General features: G+C 61.1%; 18 protein-coding genes and 1 tRNA gene. 5 read left to right on the top strand and 14 right to left on the bottom strand.

All coding sequences use genetic code 11. The annotated features are described in order from the left end of the window. Positions 1–2: 2 nt before the first annotated feature. Positions 3–914, bottom strand: coding sequence for a LysR family transcriptional regulator (locus CIT25_RS21565; protein WP_095486510.1), 912 nt, complete (start codon positions 912–914; stop codon positions 3–5). 97 nt (positions 915–1,011) lie between these two features. Here CIT25_RS21565 and CIT25_RS21560 point away from each other — a divergent pair, with 97 nt between their 5' ends. Next, positions 1,012–1,890 (top strand): NmrA/HSCARG family protein, encoded by an 879-nt coding sequence (locus CIT25_RS21560; RefSeq protein ID WP_095486509.1) that lies wholly within the window; start codon positions 1,012–1,014, stop codon positions 1,888–1,890. A 109-nt stretch (positions 1,891–1,999) separates the two neighbouring features. Here CIT25_RS21560 and CIT25_RS21555 read toward each other — a convergent pair whose 3' ends face one another. Then, positions 2,000–3,520, bottom strand: a complete 1,521-nt coding sequence (locus CIT25_RS21555) for a phosphomannomutase/phosphoglucomutase (protein WP_095486508.1) — start codon at positions 3,518–3,520, stop codon at positions 2,000–2,002. Positions 3,521–3,724: 204 nt separating this feature from the next. On the opposite strand from CIT25_RS21555, the gene CIT25_RS21550 reads away from it, so the two are divergent. The 3 genes from CIT25_RS21550 (at position 3,725) to CIT25_RS21540 (ending at position 7,163) form a co-directional block, all read left to right on the top strand. Next, positions 3,725–3,801: transfer RNA gene (locus CIT25_RS21550), tRNA-Pro, on the top strand. A gap of 1,139 nt (positions 3,802–4,940) precedes the next feature. Further along, positions 4,941–5,597, top strand: a complete 657-nt coding sequence (locus CIT25_RS21545) for a Crp/Fnr family transcriptional regulator (protein ID WP_245329931.1) — start codon at positions 4,941–4,943, stop codon at positions 5,595–5,597. A gap of 726 nt (positions 5,598–6,323) precedes the next feature. Beyond that, a complete protein-coding gene (locus tag CIT25_RS21540; RefSeq protein WP_095486506.1) occupies positions 6,324–7,163 on the top strand; it encodes a LuxR C-terminal-related transcriptional regulator in 840 nt (279 codons plus the stop codon). A gap of 298 nt (positions 7,164–7,461) precedes the next feature. Here the strand turns inward: CIT25_RS21540 and CIT25_RS36400 are convergent, their stop codons facing one another. Then, on the bottom strand, positions 7,462–7,605 hold the full coding sequence (locus CIT25_RS36400) for a hypothetical protein (RefSeq protein ID WP_158302623.1): 144 nt from the start codon (positions 7,603–7,605) through the stop codon (positions 7,462–7,464). A gap of 256 nt (positions 7,606–7,861) precedes the next feature. Here CIT25_RS36400 and CIT25_RS21535 point away from each other — a divergent pair, with 256 nt between their 5' ends. Beyond that, complete coding sequence (locus CIT25_RS21535) at positions 7,862–9,697, top strand: polysaccharide biosynthesis/export family protein (RefSeq protein ID WP_158302622.1); 1,836 nt, start codon at positions 7,862–7,864, stop codon at positions 9,695–9,697. Positions 9,698–9,903: 206 nt separating this feature from the next. Here CIT25_RS21535 and CIT25_RS21530 read toward each other — a convergent pair whose 3' ends face one another. The 11 genes from CIT25_RS21530 to CIT25_RS21480 form a co-directional block, all read right to left on the bottom strand. After that, positions 9,904–11,073 (bottom strand): FAD-dependent oxidoreductase, encoded by a 1,170-nt coding sequence (locus CIT25_RS21530; protein WP_158302621.1) that lies wholly within the window; start codon positions 11,071–11,073, stop codon positions 9,904–9,906. Next, positions 11,066–11,395 carry an NAD(P)-binding protein gene (locus tag CIT25_RS21525; protein WP_095486621.1) on the bottom strand — a complete coding sequence of 110 codons (330 nt, stop codon included), beginning with the start codon at positions 11,393–11,395 and terminating at the stop codon, positions 11,066–11,068. Before CIT25_RS21525 ends, CIT25_RS21530 begins: the two co-directional genes overlap by 8 nt. 96 nt (positions 11,396–11,491) lie before the next feature. Then, positions 11,492–12,673, bottom strand: coding sequence for a GNAT family N-acetyltransferase (locus CIT25_RS21520; protein ID WP_095486503.1), 1,182 nt, complete (start codon positions 12,671–12,673; stop codon positions 11,492–11,494). A gap of 9 nt (positions 12,674–12,682) precedes the next feature. Next, positions 12,683–13,006 (bottom strand): acyltransferase family protein, encoded by a 324-nt coding sequence (locus CIT25_RS21515; RefSeq protein WP_095486502.1) that lies wholly within the window; start codon positions 13,004–13,006, stop codon positions 12,683–12,685. A 13-nt stretch (positions 13,007–13,019) separates the two neighbouring features. Further along, positions 13,020–14,354: a lipopolysaccharide biosynthesis protein gene (locus tag CIT25_RS21510; RefSeq protein WP_095486501.1), complete on the bottom strand. Its 1,335-nt coding sequence runs from the start codon at positions 14,352–14,354 to the stop codon at positions 13,020–13,022. Then, complete coding sequence (locus tag CIT25_RS21505) at positions 14,345–15,622, bottom strand: glycosyltransferase family 4 protein (RefSeq protein ID WP_095486500.1); 1,278 nt, start codon at positions 15,620–15,622, stop codon at positions 14,345–14,347. Before CIT25_RS21505 ends, CIT25_RS21510 begins: the two co-directional genes overlap by 10 nt. Before the next feature lie 14 nt (positions 15,623–15,636). After that, the gene (locus CIT25_RS21500; RefSeq protein WP_126102956.1) at positions 15,637–16,395 is read right to left on the bottom strand and encodes a hypothetical protein; all 759 of its coding nucleotides are present in this window, start codon (positions 16,393–16,395) and stop codon (positions 15,637–15,639) included. Next, the gene (locus CIT25_RS21495) at positions 16,382–18,346 is read right to left on the bottom strand and encodes a hypothetical protein (protein ID WP_158302620.1); all 1,965 of its coding nucleotides are present in this window, start codon (positions 18,344–18,346) and stop codon (positions 16,382–16,384) included. The genes CIT25_RS21500 and CIT25_RS21495 overlap by 14 nt, the downstream gene beginning before the upstream one ends. 8 nt (positions 18,347–18,354) lie before the next feature. Then, a complete protein-coding gene (locus tag CIT25_RS21490; RefSeq protein ID WP_095486497.1) occupies positions 18,355–19,500 on the bottom strand; it encodes a glycosyltransferase family 4 protein in 1,146 nt (381 codons plus the stop codon). Further along, a complete protein-coding gene (locus CIT25_RS21485; protein WP_095486496.1) occupies positions 19,500–20,306 on the bottom strand; it encodes a glycosyltransferase family 2 protein in 807 nt (268 codons plus the stop codon). The genes CIT25_RS21490 and CIT25_RS21485 overlap by 1 nt, the downstream gene beginning before the upstream one ends. 747 nt (positions 20,307–21,053) lie before the next feature. After that, on the bottom strand, positions 21,054–22,625 hold the full coding sequence (locus tag CIT25_RS21480; RefSeq protein ID WP_095486495.1) for a glucosamine inositolphosphorylceramide transferase family protein: 1,572 nt from the start codon (positions 22,623–22,625) through the stop codon (positions 21,054–21,056). Between the last annotated feature and the right edge of the window lie 279 nt (positions 22,626–22,904).

The following is a 22,904-nucleotide window of genomic DNA, read 5'->3' as shown; positions in this document are numbered from 1 at the left end:
GGCTACTGCTGGTCAGCCACAGTATTTGCCAGACTGGAAATCCGGTCGGCCGCAAGCTCGATGAATGCCTTGACGAGGGGCGAAAGATGCCGGCTGCTCGGATATAGCACATGCAGCCCGCCGGCCGGCGTCGTGTAGTCCCGGAGAACGCGGCTCAGCCGTCCCCCATTGATGAGGGGTTCGGCGATGCTGTGCGGCAATTGCGCGATGCCGAAGCCTGCGAGCGTGGCCGCAACGACCGCCTGCATTTCATTGGCGGCGAAGCGCCCGGCCACCGTGACCGTTTCCTGACCGTGTGGCCCATCCAGCACCCAATGGGTGCCCGAGGTCGAAGGCCCTGCGATGACGCACTGGTGGTGCGCGAGATCCGCCAGGCGTTTCGGCATCCCGTGCCTTGCGAGATAGTCCGGGCTGGCGCAGAGCAGCCTGTGCGTGGAGCCGAGTTTGCGGGCAATCAGCGTCGAATCCTGTAGGATGCCGGTTCGGAAGGCGAGATCTATGCCGTCCTCAACCAGGTTGAGCTTGTCGTCGGTCAGGCGCAGTTCGACTTTGGTCTTCGGATACATTGCCAGAAAGTCGACCACGGCAGCTGTGAGGAAATGGCCCCCGAAGCCAACGGGCGCCGAAATGCGAATCGTGCCCGATGGTTCCGCCTTCGCTTCCGCAAGGCGCAGATTTGCTTCCTCGATCGTCCGCAGCGCCTGACTGCTCTGCTCGTAATACAGACGCCCGGCATCCGTCACATTGAGGCTGCGCGTCGTGCGCTGCAGCAGGCGGACCCCAACCTCACGCTCGAGCGCGGCAACGCGTCGACTGACCGTCGTCTTGGGCATGGCAAGCAGCCGCGCGGCAGCGGTGAAGCTGCCAGCTTCGACGACGCGAGCGAACACCACGATGTCATTGAGATCGATCATTGTATCCGCACATGGGACAAAGTTTTCCAATTATATGCAATTGTGCATCAATGTGACAGACCTTAATTTTGCTCCACCGCAAAAAAGGAGCAACCACATGACCACTAAACGAAGAGTTCTAGTCACCGGCGCCACAGGCCAGCAAGGCGGCGCAGTTGCGCGTGCCTTGCTGTCGAGCGGACATCGCGTCAAGGCATTGACGCGCAGGCCGGACAGCGATGCCGCGCGGCAATTGGCGTCGGCAGGCGCCGAGATCGTGACCGGCGATCTCGGCGATGCGGCCTCCGTTATGAAGGCTGCAAAAGACGTCGACACCATGTTCTTGATGGGCAACAGCTACGAGGCCGGGATGGAAGAGGAGACCCGCCAGGGGATTCTAGCCGCCGATGCAGCCAAGGCTGCCGGCGTCGGGCATCTGATCTATTCGTCCGTTGCCGACGCCAACAAGAAAACCGGCATCCCGCATTTCGAAAGCAAATATCTCGTCGAGCAACATGTCGAACGGCTCGGCCTTCCCTATACAATCAGCGCCCCGGTTGCTTTCATGGAGAATTTCGTCGCGCCGTGGTCGATCGGCGCGCTCAGCCAAGGCACGCATGCTTTCGCAGTGCCCGCCAAACGCCCCCTCCAGCTGGTCGCCCTGGCGGACATCGGCGCCTTTGTTGCCACCCTGGTCGAGCGGCGCGAGCGCGTGTTCGGCAAGAGTTTCGATTTCGCCGGAGACGAGTTGTCCGGCGAAGATCAGGCCAAGATCCTTTCGCAGGCCATCGGCCGCCCGATCAACTATCAGGAAATTCCGATCGCGGTGGCCCGCCAGCAAAGCGAGGACGTAGCGCTGATGTTCGAGTGGTTCGACCGCGTCGGCTACGACGTCGATATCGCGGCTTTGCACCGAGATTTCCCGGAGGTCCGCTGGCACAGTTTTGCTGACTGGGCGCGGAAGTTCGACTGGAACGCTCTTGAGCAGGCATCTTAAGCCCGACTGAGTTCCCCGTTTGCGATGATGCCCGGCGGAAGCGGATCAGCGACAAGCTGGACCGCTTCCCTTGCATGGTCCTCTCACCCTGGATGCGATGAGGCGCTACCTAGAAGGTCTGATTATAAGCGCCGACTTCCGGGCTGCGGCGCAGCACTGCATCGACGCCTTCGAACATCTGCCGGCGCCGCTCCGACGACACCGGGCTCTCCACCACCACGACAAGCTCCGGCTTGTTCGATGACGCCCGCACCAGGCCCCACGTGCCGTCCTCGGCAACGACGCGCACGCCATTGACTGTGATCAGCTCGGCGATCTTCTGGCCGGCGAAGACAGTGCCGTCCTGCTTCATGGCCTGGAAATCGGAAACGACCCGCTCGACCACACCGTATTTCAGTTCGTCGGCGCAGTGTGGCGACATGGTCGGCGTGCCGAAGGTCAGCGGCAGGGCGCGATAGAGATCGGCCATGCTGCTGCCCGGGCTGCGATCCAGCATCTGGCAGATGGCGATGGCTGTGATGAGACCATCGTCATAGCCGCGCCCGATCGGCGGATTGAAGAAGAAATGACCGGATTTCTCGAAACCAGCGATGGCGCCAAGCTCAGCCACGCGCCGTTTTATGTAGGAGTGGCCGGTCTTCCAATAATCGGTGACGGCGCCATCGTCGCGCAAGGCGGCGTCGGTGTTGAACAATCCGGTCGACTTGACGTCGACGACGAAGGTCGAGCCGGGATGCAGTCGCGCGATGTCGCGCGCGAGCATGACGCCGACCTTATCGGCGAAGATCTCGTTGCCTTCATTGTCGACCACGCCGCAGCGGTCGCCATCGCCGTCGAAGCCGAGCCCGACGTCGGCTCCCGTTTCCAAGACCTTGTCGCGGATCGCGTGCAGCATCTTCATGTCTTCGGGATTGGGATTGTAGTTCGGAAATGTATGGTCGAGCTCGACATCGAGCGGGATCACCTCGCAGCCGATCCGCTCCAGCGCTTCAGGCGCGAAGGCGCCGGCGGTGCCGTTACCGCAGGCGGCGACCACCTTGAGCTTTCGTGATATGCGTTTCCCAATGGTCAGGTCGTCCAGATAGGTTTTGCGGAAATCCGCAACGAAGTCATAGGAGCCGCCGCCGACAAGGTCGAAGTCGCCGGCAAGCACGATCGTCTTCAATGCGCTCATTTCTTCCGGACCGAAGGTCAGGGGACGCGCCGCCCCCATCTTGACGCCGCTCCAGCCGTTTTCGTTGTGCGAGGCGGTGACCATGGCGACGGACGGCGTGTCGAGCGCGAACTGGGCAAAATAAGCCATCGGCGACAGCGCCAGCCCGATATCCCTGACCCGCGCGCCGGCGGCCATCAGCCCGGAAACCAGCGCCAGCTTGATTGCCAGCGAATAGGAACGGAAATCATGCCCGGTCACGATATCCGGCCCGGCGCCCAGGCGCCGGATCAACGTGCCGAGCCCCATGCCGAGCGCCTGAACACCGATCAGGTTGAGCTCCGGCGGCTCCGCAGAGCCCGAATGGCCGAACCACCAGCGCGCGTCATACTCACGAAAGCCGGACGCCTTGATAAGCGCCGAGGTTTCAAACTCGAAGGTGTTGGGACGGGCTTCGCTAACGATCTTCAGGGGCAAGACAGCAACTCCAAGCGGCTGGAATCAGAGTGGTTTCAACGCAGGTGGCCGATGCCTATAACACGAGCCTTTAAGCCGTGTTTATCCCCCAGGAAACTGAAACCTGTATGACGTTAAAGCGAAAGCGGAAGAAATGCGACAGAAGCGCTGCCATTGGCGCTTGCAGGAACGAAGTGCGGCGGCTATAAGCCCGCGGTCTGGTCACGGAGTGTAGCGCAGCCTGGTAGCGCACATCGTTCGGGACGATGGGGTCGCAGGTTCAAATCCTGCCACTCCGACCAGAAAAAACAAATACTTAGGCGGCCCGAATACCGCCTACCCCACAGAAAACCGGAAACAGCATCTAGGCACCTCGGTGCAGCTGGCAGACGCATGATTATCAAGCGCTATCTATGCCATTGCACCCGCCAGCCCGGATCGGCTTGTTTCCGCACCGACCAAAGCCAAGACCACATTAGCCACTCGCGATTTTGCAGATGGTGCTCTCTGAGGCCGCGCCATCCAAACTAGTCTGCTGTGCGCCAAAAGCTCGCAACCGCCGACAGCTGTCGAATGACTTCAATGGGCAGGAAGCGGTCCGACCGGTTCTGGTAAGACGCGCGAGAATGCAAACATTCCGGTGGGTCCGACGTCTCGAACTGACCCGAAGACAACATCCATACGTCGAGCTACGGCCTGCCCCTCTGCGCCTCCATATCGCAACTGGCGATATGACCGCCTCGCGACTACAGCGCGGATTGTTTCGTTGTTTCCGCTGCGTCCTCAGTCCCGCCGCCCTCTCATCGAGTGGACCAGTCTCGTTTCGCGTGCCCCGTTCCTTAGAATTGAGGCGATGGAACCGCGAATGGAATAGGACAAGATCGAGCAACGGTCGCCGGATAGTGCGCCGCCTCAGCTTTATCCACCTATGGAATAGATCGATAGGGGGATAGACACATGATCGAGCCCGAACAGGAATTCGTAGCCCGTAGTGCGGCAAGTGGTCAGGCCGGACGCGTCAGCGTCAGCATTCCTCTTCCCGCATTCGTTCATCGACCGCACAGCGAAGAAGCGTGCGCTTTTCTTGCGGCATCGCCATGAACGCTGCGTTTGAACTCAGGCCTCGGCGTCAGCGTTTTCATGATGAAAATTATCGGCCGCATCGAGCGCGCCGGCAACCGCCACGCCGCCGAGCGAGCAAAGAGCGAGTGTCCCGAGACAAGCCGGGAGCCTTAACCGCCTGATGCTTGCAACACCTTGATCTAAGCGCGATTTGCCTCATTCAAACAGACGAGGACAGTAGGCCAGCCTGCCCCTACGGTAGGAGACCGTTCTGTCGAACTCGTCCGGGGGCAATTATTGTGCGGAAACAGGGGCAAACTCGCGATTCTTCATGCAGACACTATGGCAGTTCATGCGCTTGCATCCGATAGGGGCGACATTGTCGAAGAACGATTGGGGAAATGACGATTTTCTCGGTGTTACCGCAAAAATCTACAAACCCCATTCGGAGATTGGCCGCCAGGATGACGACAACCATGAGATATTCATCGTAAAATCGGGTTGGGCCATCCTTTACCACGGGCTACCGGACGGAGAACGGCAGATCATCGACACTCCCCTCACGGGGGACATTGTCGGTTTCCGTTCTGTGGACGGACCACGTTTAGCCTCGCTGGCGTCCATAACCGAACTAACTGTTTATGAAATTTCCAGTAAGGAACTTGTCGAGGCCATCTTGTCGGAAGGCCGTCTCGGGAAGAAGATCGTCTGCTCCCTGGCCCGCCTGAACGCCATCCTTGCCGAACATCTCATGAATACCGGGCGGCGGACCGCGATGAGCCGCACCGCCCATTTCCTGCTCGAGTTGGAGGAGAGGCTCTCCATGGTTGGCTTGTCGGCCCATGGAAGATATGAGTGTCCCCTTACGCAATACGACTTGGCCGACATTCTCGGAATGACCACCGTTCACGTCAACCGAACGTTGGGGGAACTCCGCAGGGCCGATCTCGTCTCTTTCAAGGCGGGCCATGTACAGGTGATCAACCGCAAGAAGCTGGTCGAAATAGCCGGATTCGACAACGAGTATCTCAGGTAACGGCTATCTCCTAGAGCGGCAGCGCACGGGCCATTAGCAAGTTTTCCGCTGGAAGACGACCCTCCGCCGTTGCTGGACCGGTTCCAGCCAAATGTTTCCGGGCGACTGGTCGTGCGCAGCCTGGCGGGCAGTGATATATCTCGACCACAGGGTATCAGCATCCGGCGTGCGGTGAAGGACGGGCCGAGCGGAACCTAACCTCGTTCGTGTTGAGCAATATGCAAAAAGGCCCGGCCATCATGACCGACGGCGACACGGCCTATCGCGCGGCGAGAGCGTGCCGCCGAATAAGTGCAAGTGGTTCACACACTGCAGCAGATCCATCGGGTGTTCTCACACCTAAAGCGTTGGGCAACGATATCAAAGCGCTGCGACCTGACCATGCCAACCACCCCTTCAGGAATCCTCGCCTATCGCTGCAATCGCCGCAGGCACCATCCTCGTTCAACTCCTAAGGCTTGAGATGGCTAAGCCGTCCCACACTTGCGTCTTCAGGCAGATTGCAGCGCCTAGGGTTCCAGTTTGGCGTCCGTTGCCGGCAAAATTTACCGAAAAAGCAACCTATGTTAGAGACTGCTTATAAATAGACCTTACACTGCCCAACCTGTTCTCGCCAAGGAGGGAGTGAGGAACTGCAAGAGACTCAAACCGGGGGCATCGAGTGCGGTTGGCGCGTGGAGTGCCCTACTCGACGCGTGTACCTCAATCGCGCCGGATTGAGAGGCAATGATGGCAAGACAATCTTTTATAACAGTACTTGTCGGGCCGAGCGAGTTACTCCGAGAAGGCCTTAGTCGAATCCTGAATGCGGCAAAGTTTCGTGTCCTTTTCTCGGCGGCTTGTGTTCACGATCTTCTGCAGAAGCCGCTAGCCCAGCACCGGCCCATCTTGCTCATCATAGATGTCGGCGGTACTGATGCGGGCGCTGAATTCGCACAAATTGCAGAATTCAAAGCGATTTATCCGACCAGCCATGTCGTCGCGCTAGCCGATCACTGTCGATCGACCGATATAGTTTCAGCTTTTCGTGCGGGGGCAGACGGGTATTTGATAAAAGTCGCTGCTTACGACACCTTTATCAAAGCTCTCGAATTGGTTATGCTTGGGCAGACGGTGTTACCTGCCGAAACTTCAACGGCTATTCAAGATATAAGGCATGATCTGAAACCTGACGCGGTAGCTGATGAGTTAACAAAGGTGGTTGTTAAATTGGAGAATGAGGATCAAGAACTATCAATTTTGTCGAATCGGGAAAACTGTATTCTACGTCGCTTAATCGAAGGGGAGTCTAACAAAGCCATCGCGCGCGAGATCAACATTGCCGAAGCTACGGTGAAGGTACACGTCAAGGCCATCCTCCGAAAGATCCGGGTCCGCAACCGTACACAGGCTGCAGTTTGGGCGATGAACCATGGCATGCTTACTCCCGCGTCTGGCAATGGCCCGTCAGGGAACGAAAAGATAGCAACTCAACCGTCTCACCATCCGCAAGATCTACTTAAGGCACAAAAGGGGTACCACTTTCTCGATAATATTCATTCAATGAGACCCGCTTCCCTGCCTTGATATCGTCATTCGGGCTGGTGCATTCACTTGCCAAGCCTCACCCTGATACGAGGCTCCGCGATCAAGAACGTCCAGGTTCAAATCACCCTCGGCGGTGGCAGCGAAGGAGGTCCGCCGTTTGTACTGGCAGCGGGCCGTCTCCGATCGGTTTTCCTCAAATGATGCGGCAAGCGTTGTCGTCTGTTCCTGCGTCGGCGGGACGTGCGCGACGCGGTAGCGTTGTCCAAGCGGCACGGGCTTCGGCCGAGGACGTGAGAGCTGACGAAAGGAATATGAGGCGGGGCCAGGTCCGCTATGGTTACCTCACCTCGATGATGAAGTTGGAAACAGCCCAGCCATCCTGCGAATGCATGCCGGAGCCGCAGACGGTTCGAGGCGCTGCGTCGGTAACCAAGATTTCCGCCTCTTCGTTGCGTTCGATCGCTTTTGTCCCGTTTGCCATCAAACAAGTTCTCCTGCAGCGCAGCAGTCTGGCTATTGGACGAAGGCCGCGCTTTATCCGGAAGGAGTGCCCACAAAGGGATAGTTGTGCCGCTGGCGGCGAAGGGTCACGATAAGGCAGAGCCGTGCCCGTCGACCCGTGCTCGACCAGTTCGGGACGGGATGGCCGCCATTGAAAGCCACGCGCCATGGCCATGGATACAAAATACAATTCCGACCCCGTCGCTCCTTCGTCACGGGCGGCTCGCCGCAGGGGAATGAAGGCCATCCTGCTTGCCTTTGGGCTCTGCGGGGTCGCCGCCCTGGGAGGGGCCGCGATCGGAAACTGGCCGGCCGTCGAGGTTGTTTCCGGACCCGTGATGCAGAAGATCGAGGATATCTCCGGAGCCGTGATGCAGAAGGCCGAGGATGTCTCCGGCGCCGTGGTGCACAAGGCCGCGGATGTCTCCGGAGCCGTGGTGCAGAAGGTCGCGGATGCCTCCGGAGCCGTGATGCAGAAGGTCGAGGATGCCTCCGGAGCCGTGGTGCAGAAGGTGTCTGCTGCTATCGATAGCTGGCAAGGACAACCGGTCCAAGCCACGGCCGAACCCTCTCGCGCGATCGTGTCGGGACCGGCTGCGGCGGCGCCGGTCGAACAGAGCGCCGTCCCTGCGGTCCCCACCAGTGCCGAGCCCCCCAAAACTCTCAGCACGGGACCGGATGCGTCCGCCGCGGCGTTGGTCGAGCGGAGCGTCGTCCCTGCCGTCCCCACCAGTGCCGAGGGCTCCAAAACCCTCAGCAATGCGCCAGGCGTGCCAACCGGAGCCCTGTTTGGCATCGGCGACCGCCTCAAGGTCACGTTCTACGAGCGCGTCGACGTCGAGGAAGACAAGTGGGGGCGCGCGTCCTCTGCCTTGCACGGCATCCTGCAGCGTCCGGAACTGAGCGGCGAATATATTATCCAAGAGGACGGCACGATTTCCGTGCCCTTGCTTGGCTCCATTCCGGTCGCCAACCGGTCGACGCAACAGGTACAGGCCGACCTGGTGGAAACCTTCAATCAACTGCTGGGCCGCGAGGGACTGGTGAACATCCTGCCGCTGGAGCGCCCACCCATTTACGTGCTGGGGCCGGTCAAGAATCCAGGCTCGTTCAAGTATGCGGCCGGCATGACGATCCTGCATGCGATCGCGCTGGCCGGCGGACTCGACCGGGCCGAGAGCGAACCGTGGCAGAAGATCGAAACCGTGCGTGAGACCCAGAAGCGGAGCGCGGCGATCGATGCGATGTTGAAGTTGCTCGCGCGCGCGGCGGTGCTGAAGGCCGAGCGCGACGGCACGGCACCCACTATCCCGCGCCAGTTGCTGGAGCTGGCCGGCGCGACCGAAGCTGCTAACCTCGTCAACGAGCAGAGCGACCGGCGCAAGGCCGTCGCCACGGCCCGCAAGGATCGCGAGCGCGCGAGCCTGCGGGCGCTGGAGGCGGCCAGGCAGGATGTTGTCGCTTATAGGCGCATGGAGTCGCTCGACGAATTGGTCAAGCTGCGCCAGGAGCGCGTCAACAGCATGCGCACGCTCGTGGACCGCAAAGTTCTCAGCATGACGGTGATGGCTCAGATCCAGAGTGAGTTGTCCGACGCGGAACAGCGTCGGCAGGACGCCCTTAACCAGTACGCGAGCGCCAACCAGCGCCTCGCTTGGTTAGAGTCTGAGGTGTTGCGGACCCGGGCCGACCTCAGGAACGATCTGGAGGTCGAGATCGAGACCGCGGAGAGCCAGATCGCGGCCAATGTGCGCGAGTTGAACGCCAGCGAAGGCATCCTTTACACGTTGCCGGTGACCCGCGCCCAATTTGCGAAGGACGCAAACAGCGTAATTTATCAAATCGTGCGGCAATCGGCAGCCGGGCCGGTCAGCATCGAGACCGTTGGGATGACCCTGTTGCAGCCAGGCGACCTCGTCAACATCATCGTGGGCGAAAGCGAGCCAAGAGAACCGGCCGATTCGTCGGTCCCGACCTTGTCGCCGACCTGCGAGAGCTTGCCTGCCGCGTGCAACCCAAGCGACGTCGACCCTGCCCGCGTGGTGAGGGAGGAGAGGATCGATCCGAATTGATGTGGCTGCTTGTCTCCTGCCAGAATGGCTTCTGCCAGTGATGCGTGCCAGTTGATGCGGTCACTACTTTCTAAGCCTGGTCTTGGAAACGTCGAAAGCCCTGATCGGCGCCAGCCTGACGGGCCTTCGCCGCGACGAAGCGGCTTCGGCCCGCGCAGGCGGCAGACGCGGCATGAAGACCAACAACGCTGTCGATACCGCCAAGTTCAGCCTGCTCCCCAACGAACTCCGCTTGCCGCCAAGCGAAGTTGTGGGATCGAGATTCCCATCATGTCGAGACCAATCCTGCCCATCCGACGAATACGCCATAATAGCGTTGTATCGGACGCCAGTGATCGGTTGTAAGATGCTTCAGCAAGCGACCATTCATCACAGGCAACTTTGACGGGATCACTGTAGTACGTCTGAATTTTCTCGACGCCCATTCCGGGCGTGGCTAACCATGTCGGAATATGATGGCATAACCGATCAACATCGGTTAGCACTTTATTGAGACCGGTACCCGCCGCCGGATCGCTGGTAGCAAAACTGTCACCGGCCAATACCAGACCGGGTTGCTGTTCGTGATTCTGCGCGGCGTAAAGATCAACGGGTCGAATTTGAATATCGCTTGACACGACAGCATCACCGAGGAGACGCTTCAATCGGGGCATTGCCGCATACAATGCAGATAACGGCGATGTGCGCACTTCCTGACACCACGGATGGCGTATATCACCATGGTAGACGAACACATTGGCGCGCATTCTTGAACCAATCGGAAACATGCTCACGTAACCCATAGGCCCTGGCTTTTCCGCAAAATACGTTAAAGCTTGAAATTTGAAACCAGCTTTAGAGGTGAGATCAAAACCAACACTGATCGAGTGGCATTTGCTGATCTCGGATCGCGTGATCGCACCCCGGACGACATTGTTTAAGCCGGTCGCCACCACAATCAATCGGGTCGACCATGTGTCACCATTTGACAGGGTAATTTCCTGCCGGTCGGAACTCGTCGTTATTTTGGTCACTTTGGCGCAGATGAATTGGACACTATCTGGAATCTGGCGGCGAATAACATTAACCAAATCCTGATAAGCCACCCCATATTCGCAGGGCTCGCCGTGTTTCCCATGCTTTTTACCGATGACATAACCGTGACGGGCCACCCATATCTCAGTCATCGGTGTCGCAGCCGCCAATACGGCATCCGCCAGCCCGGTTTTTTTGAGCAAGTCGACTTGATCGTCATCGAGTTTTTCGCAGCGAAACTCCCCTGGATAGACTTGATGGATATCAACAAGGATGGTCGAAATCTCCATCCGGCCAAGCATCGCAGCGGCTAACGAGCCGGCGGTACCACCCCCGAGGACCGCTACATCAATATTATTCAATTCCCGCTCCTTCGCCCACCACTTCATTGACAGCACGATCGTGACGGCGAACCAAACGGTGTCGAAGAAAATTCAAGACTCCGTCTTTTGCTGCAAAACCAAACCAGGGGCGCTTGTTTATCACCCGACCAAACCGCGCAATCCACAGTTCGGTAAACAGCGTTGACGCGGCAACAATCCCAATTTTCTCGCAGCGAAAATCCTCCGGACAGGGATGATGCGCGTCGATCAGGACGACCGAGAATCCGGCTCGCCCGAGCGTCGCGGCGGCGATAGAACCCTCCAGACCGCCGCCGACAATCCCAATATCTGCGCTATACATCATCGTCTCCCACAAAGTAATCGCATTATACTATACTCTTTCGCGAAGCTCGATGATTGCATCCCGCGCCGAGATCAAAAACTCGTGATCGCCCGGTCAGAGAAACATGCGATGCAAGGATCGTCTCGTCTTACGAAGAACCTGCCGCAGCGGTGGCTTTAATAACGGCGTTTGATTATACCATGTATCCACATAATTGATTGCCATTTTCATCGCAATGACAATACGACCGCGCAAAGTTCTGCTATCAAAATGGAAAAACAAAAGCGAATTTATATCGGACCATGAGAGCTTATAAGGCTCGTCGCCGATCGTAAAATCGAATTTCTGCATCTTTTGGCCAATGGCATATTGCATAATTTCCTGAATATGCTGACGCCCGGGACTGTATTTGGCGAACTCCTCCTGATAACTCGACATCACCAGTGAATAACTGGAATTTAACTGGAGACCCAGACCCGTCGCCACCGGAATCCCATCCAAATCCAGCCGCGTGACATGGATGACCTCGCGCAACCGAGGATTGGCGACAATCGCCAAATAAAATTCGCGAAAACCCGGACGTTCGAACATATCATGAACACCCATTCGGGCATAGCTGCTCCGTTTTTGTTCGATCAGCTTTGCAATGGTGCACTCGATCTCGGCCTGATCTTGCACGTCTACAAAGCGAACCGCCCCGCCACCTTGCTTGGCGAGGTTTTTGGCCTTGCGCCGGTGGGTATGCAGCGTCGAATTCGAAAACTTTGACGCATAAAACCGATCCCAGTTCGCTTCCGGGAGGGTTGCGACATGTCCGGCGCAATTAGCCAGCAAGACTGGCAAGTCGAGAAAGGGATTAGGTTGAGAGCCGACAACACTAGGCATATTGTAAAGTTCAACAGCGTCGAAACGAAGTTGAGGATAGTTTTGAATCGCCCGAATTATGTCTTTCCACAGGCGGCCGAATTGCCCAGGTTTCACGTGATCGCTAAAGTTTATCGCCAGAATGGGCGAATTATAATCGCACAATTCCGATCCAAACCAGACAAGCCGGCGGATCAGACCATGGCGTTCGATCGCCAATGGCAGAATAAAAATCGCCGCGCCCGTATCGTCGAGACCCAGCACGATCACCGGAATCAGTTTCTCTCTGGAGCCGATGTGGCGATACCATTCCATCTGCCAATCAAACAATTGGAATACGGTACAATCCGCATGCTGCTCTAATGTTCTCCACTGAGCTTCCACCGCGTCCATATCGGTGAAGATTTGCAGAGCAATATTCGCCGTCGTCATTGGGTGTGCCTATGTAACAAAGGTTTTAGCCAGTCTGCTGCTAGAGATGTTCTGGTTGAAATCCCAAGAGCTAGCGTGCCTTGTCCGGGTCGCCGATCGAATTATAGGGAAGAACCTGCGGATGACTTCGCCCGCAGGGGCTTGCTCCAGTCTGAACAGCAAGTTGCGCGTGATCAGGAAGCCACTCAGGACGAAGAACAGTTGGACCCCCAGCGCTCCCGCCCCGATGGGGAAGTGCGTTCTGACCCGCGGCCCGCCGAAGTGCTCGACGCCGACGAGTCCGGCCGCGATGGCCCGCAGGCCATCCAATTGCGGTCGATAACCCAGCGCCATGATCGGTGTCTCCTCAAGTCTGGAGCGGCGACGCGGTCGGTCGTTCGTGCGCGGGGCCGGCGGCAGAATCCAGTTTCATCGCGAAGGCCAAAATCAGGGCCGCACATGCACCCTCGATGCTGACGGCGAGCGTCCAGCCTAGGACCAGGCCTTGAAGTCCATCAAGCTTCGCCCCCGCGACCACGAAGCACAGCTCCAGCAATCCGCCAAGCGCGAACCAGCGAGATGCCTTGCGCATCCTGTCGCGCAACCGCGCCAGCGTACAGGCATGAAATTTGAGCGTTGATCCCAACAGGCTGAAGCCGAGGAAGCGCAGGCTCGAACCGGCGATCTCAGGATAGACGGGATTGAAGACCGCAAGGATCTCCTGCGAATAGGTGAAGATGAAGGCGGCGCAGACCAGTGAGAAGAGCAATGACGCCGTCAGCGACAAAAGGATATCGTGCCTGGATTGTTTCGGGCTTGCTCTGACCACGGGGAACAGCACCGTGGCCATGGCTGCGGGAATCAAGGAGGCCATGGAGACCAGCATCCACAACGGCACGAAGGCGGCATTGGTGGTCGGCGACAGGAGAACCAGCACAAGGTAGGGCATGATGACGCCCGGGGCCTGTGCGGCCACATCGAGCGCGTAGTGACCGAATACCTTGCGCCGAAGCGTATGGAGCAGCCGGAAATCGGGGCGCCCAACGAGGCGACGCGCACCGCCCCGGGTCAGGAGATCAAAGCCGATCCAGGACGCCGGCAGCGCGGCCACCCACGACAGAAGAATCGCGGCATTGGAGGCGTAGCCGGCAGCCGCGAGGGCGGCGATCAGCATCAGCTTGACCACGGAGAACAGCACCTGCCGGATCATCTTGCCGCTGCTCCGCAAGTGGCCGACGAGCGCCTGATCGCCCACCATGCTGAGACCAGTCAGGCCGCAGCCGAGGACGAACGCAGCGCCCACGAACCAGCCGCCGATCAGCCCGGTCGAGCTATTGAGGTGCGCCTCCTCGAAGACAAACAACAAGGCCAGGCCGACCGTCAGCGCCACCCCGACGGACGCTGCTGCGGCCACGAGGCCGCGCTCCTTGCCGGGATGCCGGACGATCTCCCCCATCAGCAAGGTCCCCAGCCCGGCCTCCCCCAGCAGACCGACGAGGCCCATCACGGACAGGAGGGCGGAGGCCTTGCCGATCACCTCCGGCGGAAACAGCCGGGCGGCGAGCCACCAATAGACAAACCCAAGACCGGCCGCTGCAATCGTTCCGATCGCCAGAGCGCCGGAATTCAGAACGAGCGCGGCGCTCTTTCGAAGCTCTCGTCGGGCGCGAATAGTGGCCGTCCCGACGAGGCCTACCGGCATGATGGCTCTCCCGAACCTTGGTGCGCCGGCACCGCGGACCTGCTGGCGGTTGGGCGCAGGACGTCCCGGTAGACCTGCTCGATCCGGGTCACGACCGCTCCGGCCTTGAGGCGCCCAACCCTGGCGAGGCTTGTCGCCTCCAGGCGGGCAAGCAAGGCGCGGTCCTCCAGAAGTGTCTGCATCGCGTGGGCCAAGGCTGACGCATCACCGGGCGGCACGAGAAGCCCCGTTTCGCCGTGATCGATCATATCGGGCATGCCTCCGACGTCGGTTGCGACGACGGCCTTGCCGGACGCCATCGCTTCCATGATGACGGTCGCACAGGGTTCCAGCCCAACCGATGGCGCCACGCCGAACAGTGAGCGCCGCCATGCGTGCATGACGGCGGAATGAGGCCACATGGTGAACACATGGACGTTCGGCGGAAACTCAGTCGGTGTATCGGCGAGCGGGCGCCCGATCAGGACCAGCGGAGGCGCGCGCTCGAGGTCGGCATAGGCTTGCAGGAGAGCGTCAATGCCCTTGAGGCGCATCATATCGCCGACGAACAGGATGAATCCATCCCCGGGTAGCTCCCGCAGGCAGGGATCTTCCGGGCCAAGCACCTCGACATCGTCGGGCACGAAATTGGTGATGACCTCGTAGGGGGCGCGGCCTTGGGTCAGGCCGTTGTGACGCGCCACCGCGTGGCTCACCGCGATGAAACGGTCCACCACACGCCGGGCGGCGAAGCTCGACCCCCAGTTGCCAAACGTGGTCACGGCTGCCTTCACGGCCCCGTAATGCCCGGCAGCGCAGGGCAGGCACTTCGCCAGTGCTGGGCCACCGCAGAGATGGGTGCCCAAGTGCATGAAGTTCTTCCTGGCGCAGACAAGGCCGTAATCGTGGAGCGTGACCACGAGGCGTGCCCCACTCAGAACTTTGAGCGGCAGGAAGGACGCGTAGATCCAGTTATGGGCGTGGACGATGTCCGGCCTCTCCTGGGCGACCAGCCGCCTCAGGGCTAGCACCAGTTCGGGATCCGGGAAGGGTGGTGCGTGGCGGCGCTCGGGATCGCTGTGGAGGTCTGACAGGCGCTGGAGCGTGCCGCGCAGGCGGTGCACGCGGACCGCGCCGTCCAGCTCGGTTTCGGGCGATCCGGGATGCATAAAGGTGCCGACGCTCACGTGATGGCCCCGCTGCGCCAACGCCGCGCCGAGGTTGCGGACATGCCGCTCCTCTCCCCCGATCACCGGAGGATAGAACTGCGACAGTAGCAGGATGCGCATGGTCGGGCTCCGTTTCAGATGTGCGGCACCAGCGTCGAAACGCTGCGATAGAGTCGGTTGTCTTCCGGCCGATAGAGCCGGGCATCTGCCTTCTGCGGGGTGGCCAAGACGGGCACCGGGATCTCCCGCGCCCAGGTCTCGCCCGGCGCGATGGTGAGCGATCGGAAGATGGCGAACGGTTGCCCGTCGAGGGTGATTTCCAGGTCGAACAGCTGAGGTTGAGTCTCGGCGCTCCTGATGCCGACGGTGATCCGGCCGGACTCGCCACTTGCCGACGGCAACAACCAGAACGCGGTGTATTTGAATTCCCGGTAGGCCGCTTCGTCCCGGACGGCCAGCGCATAGGCTCCGGTCGCCACAAGCAGCGCTAGCATGAACGCGGCCCCCTGCCAGAGCCGGACCCGCGCCGGAGCCGGCCAGGCTGGCAGATCGGGAGTGTCGCGGCGGCCGGCGGCCACCAGTGCCGCGGCGGCCGTCACGGCCCAGAACCACAGCGCCCAGCCGAGCGGCGTAAGGGAGCCCGCGGCGTTCAGGGCAAATCCCCCGGCGATGCCGGCGGCGAGGCTTGCTCCGACCGCGTAGACGAAGTGTTGCAACGCGGAGCCGGTCCTCACGCCAATGGCCCGCAGCACCGTGTGGCCCGAGACGAGGAACACCATGGGCGCGCCCAGGGCAGTACGGATGAGCAAGCTGTCGCTGACCGCAACAGCCGCCACCGCGGCCCCCGCCCACAGGCACGCGGCCAGAAGGTCCAGCTTGCTACAAATTCTCATGCAATCCTCTCACGTCATAGATGACGATCCAGCCGTTGTCGTAGATGCGGGTGACGCCCTTGATGTCATTGAACTTGAGCAGCTCTGCGCCCGAGAGCGGCGTTCCCTGCCGTTGCCACGGCTCGAAGTAGAAGCCGAGCACCGGGGGAGCCGTCGTCAGGCGTAGGTCAATCATCAGGAAATCGATGTCGCTTCGCGCCAAGGCCCAAAACTCGTCGGGCCCCAATGTCTCGGCCTCGAATATGCGCGCGGAATAGACGCCTTCGATGATCCTGACCCTCACGTCCTGCCGGCCGTAGCTCGCAAGCAGAAGGCGGTTGATGCGGTCGGAGGTGAAGCGGTTGCCGGCACCGAGCCATTCCTTGGCCCAGCGTGCCGTTTCGATCCCCATGGGCTCGATTGATGCCTGATCTGCCGCCACCCTGTAGCGCCCATGGATCGGATTAATCGTAGAGCTCGCGACGCCGCCCAGGACGATGACCGCCAGAGCGACGGCCGGTGCGATGCGGCGCCACCCGCGTGGCGTGCGGCCCTGCCAGAAGTGGACGATGCTCACCGCGACGACCAGCCCGACGGCGATGAACACGAACGTTCCCATGCGGTTGCCGATTTCCCATCCGGCGATGGTCAGTCGGAAGGCCACCGAGACTGGGAGCCCGAAAGCCAGCAAGGCGAGGAGCACGAGGCGGCTGTCGCGCCAGCGGCGTTTGAGAATGTCCCGGATCGGACGCCAACCCGACCGCGCACCACTCGGCGCTGCCATGGCCAGCGACCGAAAGAATCCCGTTGCCAGGCCGAGTGCCAACAGCAGGATCGCCAGCAAGGTGGTCAGCCGCATGTAGAGGGCCTTGTCCGGCGCTCCGGGGTACTCCGACCGTGGAGTGGGCGCGCCCAGGATCTTCCCGAGCAATGTGTCGAAGCCGGATTCGACCATCGGGCCGAGATAGCCTGTGAGAGGGATGCCACGGGCCTGCACCCAAAGGGACGGCAGGGCTATAGCCAGAAGCGCCGTGAAGCCCGCGGCGGTCCTGGCCCCAATCCGCAAGGGCCCCTGCCGGCGCAAAGCCTCGAGGGCCGCCAGCGCTCCGAAGTAGGTGGCGGTGAAAGTGGCCGAGAGGTGGTGCGTGACCGCGAGGCTCGCCAACAGCAAGGCAATCAGCCCGAGCGCCTTCAGTCTCGGTCGCCCGACGAGATCCTTGGACGCTGCTTCGACCGCGAAGGCCAGCACGCACAGCACGATGCCGAGGCTCTCGTAGGAGAACATCGACTCGAACAGGACGAAGGTTGAGCAGCCCATATAGGCCAGGCAGGCGATGGCCGAGATGCGCGGCGATCCGGTGATGCTTTCGAAGAACAGAAACAGGGCACCGATGAACGTGCCCCTGAGGACGGCCAACAATAGAGTCCCCGCCGCAAACAATGGCAAGCCCGTCAGATTGACGATCGCCGTCGTCAGGATTTCCAGGGCGGGATACGTTGGCCCGATTGGGAAAAGCGGGTTGGACAGAAATAGCCGGCGGGCCGTCATAAGATCGTCGGCTGCGATCCAGTGCAAGAACTCGTCGTGATTGATGAAGCTCGTCGGGGAATAGACCGTCTTGTAGTAGAACAGGGCTTCGGCAAGCAGAAACAGGAGGAACAAGCGCTCACCCCGGGCTACCATCGGCCAGGTGATGCGAAGGCTGGTCGGAACGACCAGGAGGACGACACCGGACCAGAAGAGCAGCGGCGCCACGTCATAGCCCCGGCGCCCGGCCGCGTGCCCGGCCACGACCAGGAGTAGAGCCGTGGCGATCGTCAGGCATAGAACCGCGATCCACCCGGAATTGGCGCGTTGCGACGGGGCATCGGCGCCGCCGTCGCGAAGGTCGGGGCCGATAACGGCCGAGACGAATCGTATCCCGGCCCGGAGCGGGTTGATCCTGGTTCCCGCGGTGAAATGAGCCGGCATCATCAGCCTCATACCCCCGTCGCAGGAGGCCACGACATCACGCCGCCGGGGGGCAAGCGGACCACGGATCGGCTGCTCAGGACATCACAATAAACGTCGCTCAGCACTTGAGCGCAGGCATCCCAGTCCGGTAGCGCCAAATCCGGGACCTCCCGATGGGCCTTTAGCTCGTCGGCCATGGCGGCGGCCAACTCTTTCGGACCGGCGTTGGGCGGAATCGCCCGGCACAGGCCCTTGGCGGCCAGCTCCCGCAGACCGGACGTGTCGCTGACAAGGACCGGACGGCGCAGCGACAGGGCTTCCATTACGGCGATCGGATGGGCTTCGTAGTCGCTGAACAGCACGAACAGCGCAGCCCTCGCCAGAAGGTCTGCCATTTTCTGCCGCTCGGATCCGGCGATACCCGCAATGGTGACCCGCTTCTCGAGGCCTAGCATCGCGACGAGGCGCCGCAACTCTCTCTCATACGGGCCTGTACCGACGACGTGCAGTCGCGCGTCTGGCACCCTGCGGATCAGTTCGGGCAAGGCCCCAATCACCCGGTGATGGCCCTTGTAGCGCTCCAGCCTGCCGCCCGAGACGATCAGGTGCGGATCGACCTTGATGCCGGGGCTCGGAGCTGGCATCGCGGCGCCGTTCGGGATAACGACAAACCGCTCCCGTGGCACGCCCATCCTCCCGCTGAAGAAGCTGGCTTCGAATTCGGAGACGCCAATCAGCCGCGCGGCCTGGGCCACCAGAGGCCGGAGCAGCGCGTGCTGCGTGCCGCGCACGGTGTTGCGCAGCCGGGAGGAATGCCCGCCGCTATGGAAGGTCAGGATGAACGGCAGGTCCCCGCGCACGGCCGCGAACAGTCCGATCGGCGCCACGAAGGTGTTGTAACCTTGGAAATGGATCAGATCCCAAGTCCCGCGCCGGATCGCGGTATAAATGCGGGGCGCAAAATAGAGGTCCAGCTCCCTCGGCCAGGCCCGCACGCGCCGGACGCGCATGCCGCGCACCTCCTCCTCAACCGGCAACTCCCCCGAGGGATCGGTGGTGAGCACGTCGACGGCGTGGCCCAGCGTTACCAAGCGGGGGCCGACTTCCTGGATGTGAGTTTCGATGCCGCCTATGAGGGGGTAGCAGCGGGCGGCAACCATCAGGATTCGCATCAGGTCTGTCCACCGACAACACAGGCTGTCGCGCTCCGCCTGCGCTGTTGGTGTATCCTCTCGCGCAGGATGGTTTTGAGGACGCGCCAGCCGTCCGGCATGGCGCGCAGATGGCTCACACCGCTGATGCGCTGAGCCTCGAAGCTCGCCACCTCTACGATATTGAGGTGGTTCTTCAAGGCCCGCACGTTGATGAGCGTCTCGATCTCGAACCCATCGCAATCGCAGTCCAGCGTGGCGACGTGTTTGGTCCAGAAGGCTATGTATCCGTAGCATAGATCGGAGTACCAACCGCCATAGAGCAGCCGCACGAAAAGGGTCAGCCCCCTGTTGCCGAACATCCGGACCAGGGACATATCGTCGGTGCCGGCGCCCTGGATAAAACGTGAACCCTTGACGAGATCCGCGCCGGCCATCAGCGCACTTACAAAGACGATCGCCTCCTCCGGGACCATGGAGCCGTCGGCGTCCAGCATGACGATGATGTCGCCTGTGGCGGCCAGGAATCCCGCTTGCAGTGCAGCGCCCTTGCCCCGACGGGGCTCCATGACAACCTTCACGTCCTCGCGCAGGCGGCGCGCGACCGCGACCGTGTCGTCGGTCGAACGACCATCCACGATAATGATCTCATGCGCCCAGTTGGGGATGCGCGGCAGAAGCCAAGGGAGGTTCTCGGCTTCATTGAGCGTCGGGACGACGAAGCTGACTCGAGGCAGAGTCAACGATCGCCGCAGCGCGAAATCGATCGGGTCAGGCGGCGATGCGGCACCGATGGGGGCGACAATGCTGGAAAGACGGGCGTTCATGGCAGCGCTTTGAGGTCGTACGATGGGACCCAGGGGGCGGGCTGGAAGCGCGCCAGGACTGCCGATAGGTATCGGGCGAGATGATGGGCCGGGTGATACGTCCGGTGCTCCGCATCGCGCGCACGCAAATGCGCGGCCAGCGACAAGCCGTGGGGGCCAGATCCAATGACCGCCACATCCACGGATGTGCTTGATCCAACCATATGCGGACTCCCGGCCATAATAAAATGAAGATGAGATGAAGATCGGTACGCTTGCAGCCCCCTAATCTTAGTTTGTTATGCGAGCATTACTGATGCATATCTTAAATGGAAGGACGATGGATGGTTAGGAAAAGACAATAGATGATTAGCTCTCTTGGGGTATCCCTTCAGGGTATTTCCAGCCCATACCACCAGCGCGGATAGCACGGCAGCGGCACCGATCATCTTCAGCAGCTGTGTTGGCAGCGTTGCCAAACCCGTTTAGACCTCTGGGGCCACCTTCAACGCCAGCGAGGACATCCATCGACCCGCGGCCGGCACTAGCTCACAAGCGACAATTTCTACTGAGCGAGCCGTCGGGGCGAAGAAATGAACGTCCAGCGCAACGCTGACATTGCCACTGGCCAGAAGCTGCGATGTGCAGGTGGGCTCGCTCCTTCACTCGGCCGTGATTTCCGAGCTTATTCTGTGCCCGAGAAGGGTCGAGCGCGCCCGGCCCTTCGCAGGCGGGGTACCTTGCGCTCGACCGCCTGGCTACGGGTAGCTAGCCGGACGAGACCGGCCAAGAGAGGGACTGCCCACGCGGTCCCGAGACCCCACGCGGTCCCGAGACCGGCGCGTCGGGTACCAGCAAACGATAGGAGGTCGTGACCTCTCGCAAACCCCGGATATGCCCGAACAGGTCGATCACCTCCAGGCCAGACCGGCGGTTGTAGGTGTGACACCCCAACGCTCCGGACCAAATGCGACCGACCGGGGTCTGGGCAAACTCCGACACGCCGAGCGCATCGATCTGGCAGAACGTCACCGCGCCGCCATAACCGCGCGCGCAGTCTTGGACCGGGCGTAGCGTGCGTCCGCCGTGTCGGATGACGGCGCCTGCGGGGCGGCTGAGCCTGGCATCGAGCAGGACGGGGTTGGCGGCATGGGGCATCCAAGACCCGGTCAGGCTCTCGGCACGGTAGAGGCTGAGGGCATCCCAGGACGTGGACCTCCACAGCCTTGGGCTGACGAAAAACCAAAAGCCGCCCGCATGGCAGAGCGGCGTGGTATCGTAGCCCTCAATGCCTTCCATGAGGCAGGCCTCCCGCGTCCACCGGTAAGGGAATTCCACTGCCCGGTAGAGGCTGACATTCCTGGCCGCCCCCGATTCGGGGATCATCCAGATCTGCCCATCCTGCTCGAACAGGAACGGGTACGAGAGGTGATGCGGTTCCTCCACGACGATCCGGGATGCGCCGGCGGTCCCGTCCCGGTTCACTGTCACGACCGCAATGCACCCCCGGTTCTTCGAGTAGAGGTACTGTTCGACAAAGATGAAATCCTGCCCCTGGTGCCGGAACGGGAACGGGTCGGCAAGATAGCTGTCGGCATTTCCGGTGAGCACCCGGAAGGTCGCTTCGCCTTTGTCGAGCAGGCTCGCCGATTCATCGAAGCGCCAGCCAATCCCCCACATCCTGCCGCCCCTCGCCAGGACGTCCAAAAGCCCGATCGCCTTCGATGCAACCGTGCCGGTCGCCCTTGCAAGGGCCGAAAATGCGCCAAGCGAAGGCACGGCCGTCCGTGAACCGGGGACACCGGACGCAGCTGAACCGGTTTCCTCGCGCAAGACTTTGAGGATCAGCAGCACAGCGCAGGAGAGGACGCTGTCGAGACTCGCTGAGAACACTCCACGGTCTACACTGGCCGGACGGGCCATCCACGGCCGCAACGGGCGCGCCGTGTCGTGCAGGTCGACGAGAAGGTCCTGATCATTCGCCACGGCCGCCATGACGCCGATCTCGCCGGGTACGCCGTTGAAGAGCGGCGTCAGCACGCGCAGCCCCGCCGGGCGCGTCTCCTCTCCGCTCAAATCGATCACCACGTCCACTTGGTCGGACGGAGGCGGCGGCAGGGACCGCAGCGCCGCCTCGACGGAGTCAGTGGCGCCGTTCCCGCGAAAGCCATAGACCAGTCGTTCGAGTTCGAGCAGCAGACGGCAGGTCAACGGCAGCGGGCGGCGACCGGCCGCCAAAGCGCAGGAGACCTCGTTGCCGGGCACTTCAGCAAGCGCTTCTGCCAGCCAGAGGTGCCACCGAAGTAGCCGCGATGGATCGAGACTCAGGCAAATGCGCATTGTTGTTCTGACCGCGGATTTCAAAAGGACGCCGGCTCACAGCTTGACGAGAACCGCCTGCGGCGATCCGCCTTACCAAGACTCCGCCGCGGGCCTGCGGGCCAGGGAGGTAGATGGAAAGCGATGGCGCGTGCCACAGCGCGAGAATACTTCCGACCTATTACTACCGCGGGGACTCGCCAATACGAGGAGCCGAACTCTTGGTTGGGAGCGATGTCTGACAGCACGGGTCTATACTCGAGCGACCGGAATCGGCCAAGCACCACTATGCCCGAACGA

It is taken from the genome of Mesorhizobium mediterraneum, from assembly GCF_002284565.1.
Taxonomy (GTDB): domain Bacteria; phylum Pseudomonadota; class Alphaproteobacteria; order Rhizobiales; family Rhizobiaceae; genus Mesorhizobium; species Mesorhizobium mediterraneum.
This window is presented reverse-complemented; position numbering and strand designations above follow the sequence as displayed.